Origin of the sequence: Enterobacter cloacae complex sp. SHL018 (genome assembly GCF_049237905.1) — a bacterium.
Taxonomy (GTDB): domain Bacteria; phylum Pseudomonadota; class Gammaproteobacteria; order Enterobacterales; family Enterobacteriaceae; genus Enterobacter; species Enterobacter hormaechei_C.
Genome location: NZ_JBMKJE010000001.1, coordinates 412585 through 426790 on the forward strand (window position 1 = coordinate 412585; position 14206 = coordinate 426790).

At 55.9% G+C, this 14206-nt stretch carries 14 protein-coding genes; 1 reads left to right on the forward strand and 13 read right to left on the reverse strand.

Features of this window, described 5'->3' with window-relative positions:
* Window positions 1–65 precede the first annotated feature (65 nt).
* The 9 genes from rlpA to leuS form a co-directional block, all read right to left on the reverse strand.
* A complete protein-coding gene (rlpA, locus tag ACOTY5_RS02095) occupies window positions 66–1172 on the reverse strand; it encodes an endolytic peptidoglycan transglycosylase RlpA (protein ID WP_045142399.1) in 1107 nt (368 codons plus the stop codon).
* Between the two features lie 16 nt (window positions 1173–1188).
* The gene (mrdB, locus tag ACOTY5_RS02100; protein ID WP_015571139.1) at window positions 1189–2301 is read right to left on the reverse strand and encodes a peptidoglycan glycosyltransferase MrdB; all 1113 of its coding nucleotides are present in this window, start codon (window positions 2299–2301) and stop codon (window positions 1189–1191) included.
* A gap of 2 nt (window positions 2302–2303) precedes the next feature.
* The gene (mrdA, locus tag ACOTY5_RS02105) at window positions 2304–4205 is read right to left on the reverse strand and encodes a peptidoglycan DD-transpeptidase MrdA (RefSeq protein ID WP_015571138.1); all 1902 of its coding nucleotides are present in this window, start codon (window positions 4203–4205) and stop codon (window positions 2304–2306) included.
* 28 nt (window positions 4206–4233) lie between these two features.
* On the reverse strand, window positions 4234–4701 hold the full coding sequence (rlmH, locus tag ACOTY5_RS02110; protein ID WP_003858701.1) for a 23S rRNA (pseudouridine(1915)-N(3))-methyltransferase RlmH: 468 nt from the start codon (window positions 4699–4701) through the stop codon (window positions 4234–4236).
* A 3-nt stretch (window positions 4702–4704) separates the two neighbouring features.
* Window positions 4705–5022 (reverse strand): ribosome silencing factor, encoded by a 318-nt coding sequence (gene rsfS / locus ACOTY5_RS02115; protein ID WP_003858696.1) that lies wholly within the window; start codon window positions 5020–5022, stop codon window positions 4705–4707.
* Window positions 5023–5290: 268 nt separating this feature from the next.
* On the reverse strand, window positions 5291–5956 hold the full coding sequence (gene nadD, locus ACOTY5_RS02120) for a nicotinate-nucleotide adenylyltransferase (protein WP_003858694.1): 666 nt from the start codon (window positions 5954–5956) through the stop codon (window positions 5291–5293).
* Entirely contained in the window at window positions 5949–6980 is a 1032-nt protein-coding gene (gene holA / locus ACOTY5_RS02125) for a DNA polymerase III subunit delta (RefSeq protein ID WP_015571137.1), read from the reverse strand. The genes nadD and holA overlap by 8 nt, the downstream gene beginning before the upstream one ends.
* Window positions 6980–7549: an LPS assembly lipoprotein LptE gene (gene lptE, locus ACOTY5_RS02130; RefSeq protein WP_006809628.1), complete on the reverse strand. Its 570-nt coding sequence runs from the start codon at window positions 7547–7549 to the stop codon at window positions 6980–6982. The genes holA and lptE overlap by 1 nt, the downstream gene beginning before the upstream one ends.
* A gap of 14 nt (window positions 7550–7563) precedes the next feature.
* Window positions 7564–10146: a leucine--tRNA ligase gene (gene leuS, locus ACOTY5_RS02135; RefSeq protein WP_023303296.1), complete on the reverse strand. Its 2583-nt coding sequence runs from the start codon at window positions 10144–10146 to the stop codon at window positions 7564–7566.
* A 214-nt stretch (window positions 10147–10360) separates the two neighbouring features.
* On the opposite strand from leuS, the gene ACOTY5_RS02140 reads away from it, so the two are divergent.
* Complete coding sequence (locus ACOTY5_RS02140; protein ID WP_003858689.1) at window positions 10361–10843, forward strand: zinc ribbon-containing protein; 483 nt, start codon at window positions 10361–10363, stop codon at window positions 10841–10843.
* Window positions 10844–10899: 56 nt separating this feature from the next.
* Here the strand turns inward: ACOTY5_RS02140 and rihA are convergent, their stop codons facing one another.
* The 4 genes from rihA to gltJ form a co-directional block, all read right to left on the reverse strand.
* On the reverse strand, window positions 10900–11841 hold the full coding sequence (rihA, locus tag ACOTY5_RS02145; RefSeq protein WP_045142398.1) for a pyrimidine-specific ribonucleoside hydrolase RihA: 942 nt from the start codon (window positions 11839–11841) through the stop codon (window positions 10900–10902).
* A 119-nt stretch (window positions 11842–11960) separates the two neighbouring features.
* On the reverse strand, window positions 11961–12686 hold the full coding sequence (locus ACOTY5_RS02150; protein WP_017382465.1) for an amino acid ABC transporter ATP-binding protein: 726 nt from the start codon (window positions 12684–12686) through the stop codon (window positions 11961–11963).
* The gene (gene gltK, locus ACOTY5_RS02155) at window positions 12686–13360 is read right to left on the reverse strand and encodes a glutamate/aspartate ABC transporter permease GltK (protein ID WP_003858686.1); all 675 of its coding nucleotides are present in this window, start codon (window positions 13358–13360) and stop codon (window positions 12686–12688) included. The genes ACOTY5_RS02150 and gltK overlap by 1 nt, the downstream gene beginning before the upstream one ends.
* Entirely contained in the window at window positions 13361–14101 is a 741-nt protein-coding gene (gene gltJ, locus ACOTY5_RS02160; RefSeq protein ID WP_015571133.1) for a glutamate/aspartate ABC transporter permease GltJ, read from the reverse strand.
* Window positions 14102–14206: the final 105 nt, after the last annotated feature.

Consider the following 14206-nt stretch of genomic DNA (forward strand, 5'->3'; position numbering starts at 1 on the left):
CGACTTTCATCATGAGAGTGTTAACGTGCTTTACACAAACTGACATTTCGGATACCACCGAATAATTATTTTGCAACAGCGATAAACGACTGGAGCTGCGCCTCGCTCTGCAAACGCTGTTGCAGGGACGCTGCCTGCGATTTGCTGGCAAACGGACCCATCTGGATACGCCATACCGCACCGTTTTGCTCAACGCGGCCTGGCACGCCAAACTGCTTGCTTAAACGCTGCTGATATTGCTCTGCACGGGTCCGATCGCTGACGGCGCCAACCTGAACCACGTAGCTGCCGCTCGCCGTCGCAGGCGCCGCAGTCTGCGTAGCAGCAGGCGCGGTCACCGGGGCGGGTTGTGTAGCGGGTGCAGCAGCGACGGGCGCAGGCGCTGGGGCAGGTTCATTTGATTCAATCACGCCCGGCGCTAACGTGGTGGGTGCGCCAAGGAAACCACTGCTTTTCACCGGGGCGCCTGTCGCGTCTTCACTTTGCAGCGTATCGTTGCTGATAGCGCGCACTTCACCCTGCGGCTGTGTGAGCTCTGCCGGCGTTGAAGCGCCCCCCATACCACCGCTCAGATCCGGGCGAGCGGGCAGGGCATAGGTCTGTTTCGCGACCGTGGTACAGGCCGTGCCCGGGCCGGACAGCGAACCATCCTGCGCCACGATAATCGGGTCGATACGCACTTTAGTATTGTTTGAGGTGTTCAGACGGTCGGCCGCCGCGCGGGACAGGGAGATCACGCGATCGCTGCCGTAAGGACCGCGATCGTTGATACGCACCACGATCATTCGGCCATTCGCCAGGTTAGTGATGCGTGCATAGCTCGGGACAGGCAACGTCGGGTGTGCCGCCGTGATCTGCATCGGATCGAAGGTTTCACCCGACGCGGTCAGATTGCTGCCGGGCTCAGCGTCATAGATGGCAGCAAAGCCAGCCTGGCTGAAACGGGAAGGATCCTGAACGATTTTATAGCTTTTACCGTCGCGCTGATAATCCTGATTCACGCTGGCGTTCAGCGGTTCATAAACGGGATCGGCACCGCTAATCTCAACAATCGGGCCATTACAGACCGCAGGCTGCGGCGGCGCGACGGTTGCCTGTTGCTGACCATCATCACTTGTACAGGCGGCAAGTAAACTTGCTGCGATGCAGATCCCCAGCCACTGCTTACGCATTGCGATCCCCTTATTTTTATACGCTTTTGGACAACATTTTCCTGTGGGTATGGATCGACATGACGATACCAAACCCGGCCATCAACACGATCAGTGCCGAGCCCCCGTAACTCACCAGCGGCAGCGGTACGCCAACAACCGGCAGAATACCACTCACCATACCAATATTTACGAAGACATAAACGAACAAAATCAACATTAATCCGCCTGCCATGACGCGACCAAAGGTGGTTTGCGCGCGCGCGGCAATCCACAAACCTCGCATGATCAGCAGCACGTAGAGTGCAAGCAGCACCAGGATGCCAACCAGCCCTAACTCCTCAGCCAGAACGGCAAAGATAAAGTCGGTGTGGCGTTCCGGTAAAAATTCGAGCTGCGACTGCGTACCGTGCAGCCAGCCTTTACCGCGCAGGCCGCCGGAGCCAATCGCAATCTTCGACTGAATAATATGATAGCCTGCGCCCAGCGGATCGGTCTCGGGATCGAGCAGCATCATAACGCGCTGACGCTGGTAATCATGCATCAGGAAGAACCAGAGGATGGGGATAAACGCGGCAACCAGCACCACGGCGATACCGATCAGACGCCAGCTCAGGCCGGACAGGAACAGGACGAACAGGCCGGAGAGGGCGATAAGAATTGAAGTACCGAGGTCCGGCTGTGCGGCCACGAGCAGCGTCGGCAGGAAAATCAGCACCAGCGCAATGGCGGTATTTTTCAACGACGGGGGGCAGACGTCGCGGTTAATAAAGCGCGCCACCATCAGCGGGACGGCGATTTTGGCGATTTCCGACGGCTGGAAGCGGACAATCCCCAGATCCAGCCAGCGTTGCGCCCCTTTCGAGATGGCGCCGAAAGCATCTACTGCCACCAACAAAATGATACAGAAAATATAGAGATAGGGCGCCCAGCCCTCGTACACGCGCGGCGGTATTTGCGCCATCACCACCATAATGACCAGACCCATGGCGATCTGGCCGATTTTACGCTCCATCATGCCGATATCCTGGCCGCTGGCGCTCCAGATAACGAGGGCGCTATAGACCAGCAGAGCCAGCAGGATCAGCAGCATGGCAGGGTCGATGTGGATCTTGTCCCACAGCGATTTTTTATTCGGATTATCCGTCATGATTATTGGTCCTCCGCCGCAGCGGCTGCCGGGTTTTCAGCTGGCAGTTCGGTGTTGTTGTCACCCAGCATGATGTGGTCGAGGATTTGACGCATGATGGTACCCACCGCCGGGCCTGCGCCGCCGTTCTCAAGAATCATCGCCACCGCAACCTGCGGGTTATCATAAGGGGCAAACGCCGTCATGAGCTTGTGGTCACGCAGACGTTCGGCAATTTTATGTGCGTTATAAGTTTCATTCGCTTTCAGACCGAAGACCTGAGCCGTACCTGATTTCGCGGCAACCTTATACGGTGCGCCGGCGAAATATTTGTGCGCCGTCCCGTTAGGACGGTTGGCTACACCGTACATGCCGTCTTTCGCGATTTCCCAGTAGCCGGAATGAATGTCACCCACCGGCGGCTCGTGCGGCTGTATCCACGGCACTTTTTTGCCGTCTTCAACGGTGCTTTGCAGCAGGTGCGGCACTTTCACAACGCCATCGTTAATGAGGATCATCATCGCCTTGTTCATTTGCAGCGGCGTTGCCGTCCAGTAGCCCTGGCCGATCCCTACCGGAATGGTGTCACCCTGATACCAGGGTTTTTTAAAGCGCTTCAGCTTCCATTCGCGGGTTGGCATGTTGCCGGAACGCTCTTCCGCCAAATCTATACCGGTGTAATGCCCGTAGCCGAATTTGCTCATCCATTCAGACAGACGATCAATACCCATGTCGTAGGCGACCTGATAGAAGAAGGTATCCGCCGACTCCTCCAGTGATTTGGTCACGTTCAGATGGCCGTGGCCCCATTTTTTCCAGTCGCGGTAGCGTTTCTCAGAGCCAGGTAACTGCCACCAGCCGGGGTCAAACAGACTGGTATTGCGGGTGATGACGCCCGCGCTTAGCGCAGACACGGCGACATACGGTTTAACCGTTGAAGCTGGAGGATAAACCCCCTGCGTCGCGCGATTCACCAGCGGCGTGTTTGGATCGTTGAGCAGGCCGGAGTAATCCTTGCTGGAGATGCCATCCACGAACAGGTTCGGATCGTAGCTTGGCATCGAAACCATCGCCAGAATGCCGCCGGTACGCGGGTCGGTCACAATAACCGCAGCACGGCTACCCGCCAGCAGCGTCTCGATATACTGCTGTAGCTTCAGGTCGAGCGTCAGATAGACGTCATGCCCCGCCTGCGGGGGAACCTCTTTCAGCTGACGGATCACGCGGCCACGGTTGTTAACTTCAACCTCTTCATACCCGGTCTGACCGTGCAGCACGTCTTCGTAATAACGTTCGATCCCCAGCTTGCCAATATCATGGGTTGCGGCGTAGTTAGCCAGCTTGCCGTCTTTATCAAGGCGTTCGACGTCTTTATCGTTGATTTTGGAGACGTAACCAATGACGTGCGTCAGCGCGGAGCCGTAAGGATAGTAGCGGCGTTTATAGCCTTTGACTTCCACACCGGGGAAACGGTACTGGTTAACGGCAAAACGGGCGACCTGCACTTCCGTCAGGTTGGTTTTTACCGGAATGGAGGTGAAGCGGTGAGAACGTGCGCGCTCTTTTTTGAACGCAGCGATATCGTCATCAGTCAGGTCGACAACGCTTCTCAGCGCGTTCAGCGTATCCTGCACGTTATCCACTTTCTCGGGCATCATCTCTATCTGGTAGATGGTGCGATTAAGCGCCAGCGGCGTGCCGTTACGATCGTAGATAATGCCGCGGCTGGGCGCGATGGGCACCAGCTTGATACGGTTTTCGTTTGAGCGGGTCTGGTAATCGGTATAGCGGACAATTTGCAGATTATAGAGGTTGGCGATCAGCACGCCGGTAAGCAGCAAAATCCCCGTAAAGGCGACCAGCGCCCGGCGCACAAACAGCGCGGACTCAGCCGTATAGTCGCGAAAAGAATTCTGTAGTTTCATCCGCTGCTTAAATTACCCTGGTCAGTCATTACTCGCGGTGATAAGGGTGGTTGGTAGTGATGCTCCATGCGCGATACAAACTTTCTGCCACGAGAACCCGTACAAGCGGGTGGGGCAACGTCAGCGCCGAGAGTGACCAACTTTGTTCTGCTGCCGCTTTGCAGGCGGGAGATAACCCCTCTGGTCCGCCAATCAACAGACTGACGTCCCGACCATCCTGCTTCCAGCGCTCCAGTTCGTGCGCCAGCTGCGGCGTATCCCAGGGTTTGCCCGGGATATCGAGGGTCACGATGCGGTTTTTGCCTGCGGCAGCCAGCATCAGCTCTCCCTCTTTATCGAGAATACGTTTGATATCTGCGTTCTTGCCGCGCTTTCCTGCTGGGATCTCCACCAGTTCGAACGGCATATCTTTTGGGAAACGACGCAGATACTCAGTAAAACCGGTTTGTACCCAGTCCGGCATTTTGGTGCCGACGGCGACCAGTTGCAACTTCACGCATTAACCCCAGAGTTTTTCCAGCTCATACAGGCGACGGCTCTCTTCCTGCATGACGTGGACAATCACATCGCCGAGATCGACAACCACCCAGTCAGCGGTCGCTTCACCTTCAACGCCCAGCGGAAGCAGCCCTGCCGCGCGCGATTCCTGAACAACATGGTCAGCAATCGAAACAACGTGACGAGTTGAGGTCCCGGTGCAGATGATCATGCAGTCGGTGATGCTGGATTTACCCTTAACGTCGATAGCGATGATGTCCTGACCTTTCAGGTCATCAATTTTGTCGATAACAAAATCCTGGAGTGCTTTACCCTGCAAGTTTTCCCCCTGGGTGTATGAGATTGTACAACTATGAATTCGTGGTCAGTCAGTATACCTGAACTGACGCCAGTCGCGGGACAAATGTCACCGCCCGGCTTTTGAAGGCGGGTATCATCCCACCCTCCGCCTGATATTGCATCGCCATTTTTGTAAAACAATTTCTGTAAAGCAGCGATCGGCGGGAAAGTCTGGCAGCGGAGGATATCAGTATGGCTTAGCCTGTCAAGGCAGGATAATCATTAACGGACAATTTCGCCGGCGATGCTCAGACATCTGTACTTTTCTGATACAGACCGTGTGCGTGGATATAGGCCAGCACGGGCGAGGGGAGGAGATCGTCACAGTCTAAACCCTGCTGGAGACGCTCGCGGATGAGGGTTGCGGAAATATCAAACCACGGCGTTTCAGCGAGGTAAATTTTCCCGGCGGGGAGACTGTGCAGGTCTTCTATATTGTCCGTCAGATGCGCGTCAAGCCACTGCTGATGCTGTGCGTCGCGCATGGTCAGCGGGTAGCCCGGACGGCGGCAGACCAGCAGATGACTGTTTTCCAGAATGGTTTCGTACTGGTACCAGCTGGGAAAGTTGAGCAAGGAATCCTGGCCGATGATAAACGCCAGCGGTTTCATGGGCCCTTGCTCAGCGCGCCACTCCCGCAGCGTTTGCGATGTCCAGGAAGGGGTATCTCTGCGCAGTTCACGCTCATCCAGCGTGAAGAGAGGCTTATCGGCGATAGCCAGTGCGAGCATCGCTTTACGCTGCTCGCTGGTTGCTTCTGGCTGAGGACGGTGCGGCGGAACATTGTTGGGCATGATGATTACCCGCTGCAACCCAATCAAATTCGCGAGGATTTCTACCGGCTTAAGATGCCCATAGTGTACCGGGTCGAAGGTCCCGCCATACATTGCCTGTAAAGAATGCATATCACCCATCGATAAATACGTCTGCCAGCGCCTTATGGCAGAGCAGCAAAGAGAGGCTCTCCAGCTCCGCCCAGACAGACTGGCCGTAATCCTGTTTTAACGTCAGTTCGGCGCGCATCAGAAGTTGTACTGCCTGACGCAACTGCTCCTGGCTCAGGCGGTTTATCGCCTCCGTGGTCATCGCCCGACGGTTTTGCCAGACGCGATGTTTGTCGAATAAGGCGCGCAGGGGCGTGTGTGCTGACTGGCGTTTAAGGTTGTTCAGCAGCAGTAATTCGCGCTGGAGCGTACGGAGCAGGATGACCGGCTCACTCCCTTCCAGGCGCAGCTGTTGCAGGATGTGCAGGGCACGCTTACTTTTCGCCGACAGCAGCGCATCAACCCAGTGGAAGGGGGTAAAGTGCGCGGCATCATTCACCGCCTGTTCCACGCGCGGCAGCGTCAGCTTACCATCGGGCCACAGCAGGGCGAGCCTGTCCAGCGCCTGCGCCAGTGCCAGAAGGTTGCCTTCGTAGCAGTAGCACAGGAGCTGACTGGCGGCCTCATCCAGCTGCAAATTGTGCTGCTTTGCTCGCGCGGCAACCCATTTTGGCAGATGCGCCTGCTCTGGCGTCTGGCAGGTGACCAGCACCGCACTGGGGGCTAGCCGGGTAAACCAGGCCGCGTTTTCCTGCGCTTTTGTGAGTTTGTTGCCGCGTACGATAAGCAGCAGATCGTCGTGTAACAAACTTACCAGCATGGCCAGCTGTTCATTGATAGCAGCGTTAGGTCCATTCTCTGGCAGCAGGATCTGGATTGTCTGACGAGAGGCAAACAGGCTCATGGCCTGACAAAGCGAGAAGATAGCGTTCCAGTCGGTACTGTTATCGATCTGGAACGTATGATGCTCATCGAAACCCTGCGCGGCTGCCGCATGGCGAACCGCATCAAGGCTTTCCTGAAGTAACAGGGGGTCATTGCCGAGTAGCAGATAGGCCGCGCGCAGCCCTTCGTTGAGCTGCGCGCGGAGTTGTTCAGGATACAACCTGATCATCAGTTACCCAGAGACGTTGGCATATCCGGCGTGCTGGCATCCGGTGTTTCGATGACGTCAGCGCCTTTTTTCGTCGACGCGGCAATGGCAGGCAGTCTGCGGATCAGCTGTTCCGCGGCCTTATCGTACATCTCTTTGATGATAATCTGCTGTTCGGCGTCTTTTGCCAGCGCCGTCTGCGGGTTATCGAAGAACGAGCGGTAGACTTTGGTATTGATAGGGTAAATATCTTTACCTGGCATCAAGACGGCCGCATCAACGGTAAGCACCATCTGATATTCCGCCGTCCGCCCATCCTGGAAGATCGAGGCCGTATCTTGTGACAGCGTTGATTTCAGGACGCGAAGCGAAGGAACATCCTGACGCAGGGTTCCCTTCTCGATCAGCTCAACATCGTTCAAACGCAGCTGGTTACGAATGGCCCGGCTCAGCGGTCCGTTCGGATCGGATGAGTCGAAGATCATTGTTTTCATCTGAGCAGGCACTGCCGTGGTGTTGCGCAGGTGCCAGCCGCAGCCAGCGGTGACCAGCACCGCCAGAGATAAGAGTATTGTTGCCAGTTGTCGCACGTTTCCTCCCGCGCTTAGCCAACGACCAGATTCAGCAGTTTACCAGGTACGTAGATCACTTTACGTACGGTAACGCCCTCAAGGTATTTCGCGACCAGATGCTCCTGGCTTGCGCGCTCGCGAACCTGTTCTTCGGTTGCGTCGACCGCGACGGTAATTTTACCGCGCACTTTACCGTTAACCTGCACCACCACCAGCGTGGTGTTTTCCACCATAGCGGATTCATCCGCCACTGGCCACGGCGCGTTGTCGATATCGCCTTCGCCTTTCAGCTCCTGCCACAGGGTGAAGCTAACGTGCGGCGTGAACGGGTTAAGCATGCGAACGACCGCCAGCAGCGCTTCACGCATTAAGGCGCGATCCTGCTCGCCGTCCTGCGGGGCTTTCGCCAGCTTGTTCATCAGTTCCATAATAGCCGCAATTGCGGTATTGAAGGTCTGACGACGACCAATATCATCGGTGACTTTCGCAATGGTTTTATGAACATCACGACGCAGCGCCTGCTGATCTTCGCTCAGTGCAGCCACGTTCAGCGCTGGCGCATCACCCTGAGAGGTGTGCTCGTACACCAGTTTCCAGACGCGTTTCAGGAAGCGGTTTGCCCCTTCAACGCCGGATTCCTGCCATTCCAGCGTCATATCTGCCGGGGAGGCGAACATCATGAACAGACGCACGGTGTCAGCGCCGTAACGCTCAACCATTACCTGCGGGTCGATACCGTTATTTTTCGACTTGGACATCTTGCTCATGCCGGTATACACCAGTTCATGACCTTCGGCGTCTTTCGCCTTCACGATACGGCCTTTCTCGTCGCGCTCCACAATCGCATCAACCGGAGAAACCCAGTTACGCTCGCCGTTCGCGCCAACGTAGTAGAACGCATCTGCCAGCACCATACCCTGACACAGCAGCTGTTTTGCCGGCTCGTCGGAGTTGACGAGGCCTGCGTCACGCATCAGTTTGTGGAAGAAGCGGAAGTAGAGCAGGTGCATGATGGCGTGTTCAATGCCACCGATGTAGATGTCTACCGGCAGCCAGTAGTTTGCTGCATCGGAATCCAGCATGCCTTCTTTGTACTGCGGGCAGGTGTAGCGCGCATAGTACCAGGAGGATTCCATAAAGGTGTCGAAGGTGTCGGTTTCACGCAGCGCTGGCTGACCGTTGACGGTGGTTTTCGCCCACTCAGGATCGGCTTTGATCGGGCTGGTGATGCCGTCCATGACCACGTCTTCCGGCAGGATCACCGGCAGCTGATCTTCCGGCGTTGGCATCACGGTGCCATCTTCCAGAGTCACCATTGGGATTGGCGCACCCCAGTAACGCTGACGGGAAACGCCCCAGTCGCGCAGACGGTAGTTCACTTTACGCTCGCCCACGCCCAGGGAGGCCAGCTTGTCGGCGATGGCGTTGAAGCCTTCTTCGAAGCTCAGGCCGCTGAACTCACCGGAGTTAAACAGGGTGCCTTTTTCAGTCAGCGCTTGCTCAGAGAGATCGGGCTCAGAGCCGTCAGCGGCAAGAATAACAGGCTTGATGGTCAGGCCGTATTTGGTGGCAAATTCGTAGTCGCGCTGGTCGTGACCCGGCACGGCCATCACTGCGCCTGTGCCGTATTCCATCAGTACGAAGTTGGCTGCCCAGACAGGGATCGCTTCGCCCGTCAGCGGGTGAATGGCTTTAAAGCCGGTATCAACGCCTTTTTTCTCCATCGTCGCCATGTCGGCTTCGGCCACTTTAGTATTGCGGCATTCGTCGATGAAGGTCGCCAGTTCCGGATTGTTTTCTGCCGCTTTCTGCGCCAGCGGGTGACCTGCGGCCACGGCCAGGTAGGTCGCGCCCATGAAGGTGTCCGGACGGGTGGTATAGACGGTCAGGGTCTGGTCGTAGTTCTCAACGTTGAAGGTAATTTCCACACCTTCGGAACGGCCGATCCAGTTGCGCTGCATGGTCTTAACGGTATCTGGCCAGTGGTCCAGATTATCCAGATCGTTCAGCAGTTCGTCAGCGTAGGCGGTGATTTTGATAAACCACTGTGGGATCTCTTTACGCTCTACTTTGGTGTCGCAGCGCCAGCAGCAGCCGTCGATAACCTGCTCGTTCGCGAGAACGGTCTGGTCATTCGGACACCAGTTAACGGCAGAGGTCTTCTTGTACACCAGGCCTTTTTTATACAGCTCGGTGAAGAATTTCTGCTCCCAGCGGTAGTATTCCGGGGTACAGGTTGCCAGCTCGCGGCTCCAGTCATAGCCAAAGCCCAGCATTTTCAGCTGGTTTTTCATGTACGCAATGTTGTCGTACGTCCACGGAGCCGGTGCCGTGTTGTTTTTCACCGCCGCGCCTTCAGCAGGCAGGCCGAACGCATCCCAGCCGATAGGCTGAAGAACGTTTTTGCCCAGCATACGCTGGTAGCGCGCAATCACGTCACCGATGGTGTAGTTACGCACGTGGCCCATGTGTAGTCGTCCAGAAGGATAGGGAAGCATCGACAGGCAGTAATACTTCTCTTTGCTCTCGTCTTCGGTTACTTCAAAGGTGCGCTTCTCGTCCCAGTGTTGCTGGACTTTTGATTCTATCTCTTCCGGGCGGTATTGCTCTTGCATGGCAGCCAGTGGTCCTGTGTTCAATACAGCTACAAATGTAGCCAATGGATGTGGTAATTCAGATCCGCATAGCATAGCCCAAACGCCCGCGTCAAAACAGCCTTTCACGCAAATGCACTTTGCAGGAATTTACCGGGTCTGTGCTTCACCTGACAAAGCGGCGGCGAAATAAGGTCTATTATTAGAGACAGTTACTTACCCGGGAGGCAAAATGATGAACAAGGTTGCTCAATTTTACCGTGAACTGGTAGCGACTCTGACGGAACGGCTGCGTAACGGCGAGCGTGATATCGACGCGCTGGTCGAACAGGCACGCGCACGCGTGACGCAAACGGGTGAGTTAACGCGAACCGAAGTGGAAGAGGTGACGCGCGCCGTGCGCCGTGACCTGGAGGAGTTCGCGCGAAGCTATGAAGAGAGCCAGGACGAGATCGCCGACAGCGTTTTTATGCGGGTCATCAAAGAGAGCCTGTGGCAGGAGCTGGCGGATATTACCGATAAAACTCAGCTGGAATGGCGTGAGGTGTTTCAGGATTTAAACCACCACGGTGTCTATCACAGCGGCGAAGTAGTGGGGTTGGGGAACCTGGTGTGTGAGAAGTGCCACCATCATATAGCCGTTTATACGCCGGAGGTGTTGTCGCTGTGTCCGAAGTGCGGGCACGACCAGTTCCAGCGTCGGCCATTTGAGCCATAGGTAAAAGCAAAACTGTTTGCACCCTCTCCCTGTGGGAGAGGGCCTGGGTGAGGGCATCAGGCCGCAGAATAATAAGCCAGCCGCTCCGCCAGTAAATCCACAAACGCTTCCCGATCGATATCCACCATTACCGTGGTATTCGGCTTGTTTCCCGTCAGCGAGTAATAGTCCACCACCGTCATTCCCTGGGTATATTTCCCCTGTGTTTCCACACCAACCCAACGCTCGACCGTGGTAAACATTTCCGGCTTCAGCAGCCAGGCGATGGTGCATGGGTCATGCAGCGGGGCGCCGTGGAAGCCCCACTTCTCGGCTTTGTGATACTCCATAAAGAAGTCGAGCAGCTCGGCCACGGTCGTTGCAACCGGGTTGCCCACGGCGCGGAAGCGTTCAATATCGTCTGTCATAATCTGTGCCCGATGCGTCACGTCCAGCCCCGCCATCACAATCGGCAGGCCCGACTGGAAGACGATTTCCGCGGCTTCCGGGTCAACGAAGATGTTGAACTCTGCTGCTGGCGTCCAGTTCCCCAGCCCCATTGCCCCGCCCATGATGACGATACGGGCGATGTTGCTGTGCAGTTCAGGATGGCTGTTCAGCAGCAGCGCTACGTTGGTCTGCGGGCCGGTCGCCACCAGCGTCACGGGCTCTGCGCTCTCACGCAGCACCTTCGCCATGAGCTCGACGGCAGTGCAGTTTTGCGGTGCGAAATTCGGCTCCGGTAGCGCCGGGCCATCCAGCCCACTCTCACCGTGAACATTATCCGCAATGATCAGCTCGCGCATCAGTGGCTTAACGGCGCCACCTGCGACCGGAATATCGGTGCGTTTCAGCAGCGTCAACATGCGCAACACGTTTCGCAAGGTTTTATCCGGCGTCTGGTTCCCGGCGGAGGAGGTGACAGCTTTTACGTCCAGTTCAGGGGAAGCAAGAGCAAGGACGAGTGCGATCGCGTCATCATGACCCGGATCGCAGTCGAGAATAATTGGCTGTGCCATAGCGTTCTCCATTCTCAGCATTATTTGTGACAAGGTTAACGCTGCGATGTGACGCCGAATAGAAAAAGAGATCTAAAGCGTGAAGCAGTGCGCAATCCACAGATTGCGCACTAAAAAGATTAATGCAGGATTTTGGCGAGGAAGTCTTTTGCACGTTCAGATTTAGGATTTGCGAAGAACTCTTCTTTTGGTGAGTCTTCAACAATTTTCCCTTCATCCATGAAGATCACGCGGTTGGCCACTTTACGGGCGAAGCCCATTTCGTGCGTCACCACCATCATGGTCATCCCTTCGTGCGCCAGCTCCACCATGACGTCCAGCACTTCGTTGATCATCTCAGGGTCGAGCGCGGACGTCGGCTCATCAAACAGCATTGCCACCGGATCCATGCACAGCGCACGCGCGATTGCCACACGCTGCTGTTGGCCGCCCGAAAGCTGGGCCGGGAACTTATTCGCATGCGCAGACAGCCCGACGCGTTCCAGCAGCTTCAGCCCCTTTTCGCGCGCCGCTTTTTTGTCGCGCTTCAGCACTTTGACCTGCGCCAGCGTCAGGTTCTCAATGATGGACAGGTGAGGGAACAGCTCAAAATGCTGGAACACCATCCCTACGTGGGAGCGAAGCTGGGCAAGGTTGGTTTTCCTGTCATTTACTTTGGTGCCGTTAACGACAATCTCGCCCTGCTGGACAGGTTCCAGCCCATTAACGGTTTTGATAAGCGTGGACTTACCGGAACCGGACGGGCCGCATACCACTACCACATCGCCTTTTTTTACTTCTGTTGAGCAGTCGGTCAGCACCTGAAAGTGCCCATACCATTTAGAAACATTTTTCAGGGAAATCATTATACCGTCCTTTTCTTCAGCCAGCTGACCAACAGCGATGCGCTTAAACTAATCACAAAATAGACCCCGCCCGCGAAGAGGATCATCTCAACCTGCGTTCCGTCACGTTCGCCAATGGTGGAGGCGGTACGGAAGAAGTCTGCCAGACTCAGCACGTAGACCAGGGAGGTATCCTGGAACAGGACGATGCCCTGCGTCAGCAGCAGCGGAACCATGGCGCGAAACGCCTGCGGCAAAATAATGAGCTTCATGGACTGCCAGTGCGTCATACCGAGCGCCAGCGCAGCGCTGGACTGCCCGCGAGAGATACTCTGAATACCTGCGCGGATGATCTCTGAGTAGTAGGCGGCTTCAAACATGGAAAACGCCACCATGGCAGAGATCAGGCGGATATCGGTCTTTGGCGACAGTCCCAGTACGTTCTGTAAAAAGCCGGGAACAATCAGATAAAACCACAGCAGCACCATGACCAGTGGAATGGAGCGGAATACGTTAACGTAAGCCGTGGCAAACCAGGCGAGCGGCTTAAAGCTCGACAGGCGCATCACTGCCAGCAGGGTGCCCCAGACAATACCGACGATAATGGCGATAACGGTGATCTTTAAGGTGATTGCCAGTCCATCCAGCAGATAGGGCATGGAGGGAACAATGGAACTCCAGTCAAAATCGTACATTTATTTGCCCCCCAGATTGCCCGGCAGGCGTACTTTGCGTTCAACCAGGTTCATCACCAGCATGATGAAAGCGTTAATCAGAACATAGGCGAGCGTGATCGCCGTGAAGGATTCCCAGGCGTGAGCGGAGTAATCCAGCAGTTTGCCCGCCTGTGCCGCCATATCCACCAGACCGATGGTTGAGGCGATAGCCGAGTTTTTTACCAGGTTCATCATCTCGGACGTCATCGGCGGAACGATGACGCGGTAAGCGTTAGGCAGCAGTACGTAACGGTAGGCCTGGGGCAGAGTCAGGCCCATTGCCAGTGCCGCATTCTTTTGCCCGCGCGGCAGTGACTGTATGGCGGCACGTACCTGCTCGCAGACGCGCGCAGCGGTGAACAGCCCCAGACACAGCATAGAGGAGACAAAAAATTGTACGTTAGGATCCAGCTCGGCCTTAAACCACATGCCGAGATCTTCCGGCAGCAGTTCCGGGATCACCAGATACCAGGTAAAGAACTGCACGATCAGCGGAACGTTACGGAACAGTTCCACATAGAGCGTGCCAATCGAAGAGAGAAAACGGTTAGGGACGGTACGCAGAATACCGAACAGCGAACCGACAAGAAACGCGATAATCCACGCCGTTATCGATAACGCAACGGTAACCTGAAAGCCGCTCCACAGCCAGCCGAGATAGGTGGTGTTGCCGAACGGGGCTTGTTGCAGAAAGATGCCCCAGTTCCAGTCAATTGACATAGTAAACTCCAGAAAAAAAAGGGTAGCAGCGCTACCCTCGAAGATTGGTGAGAAGCTCAATTTTTGCGCTGAGTGGGGAACGACCACTCAACGTATAGTCTGTCC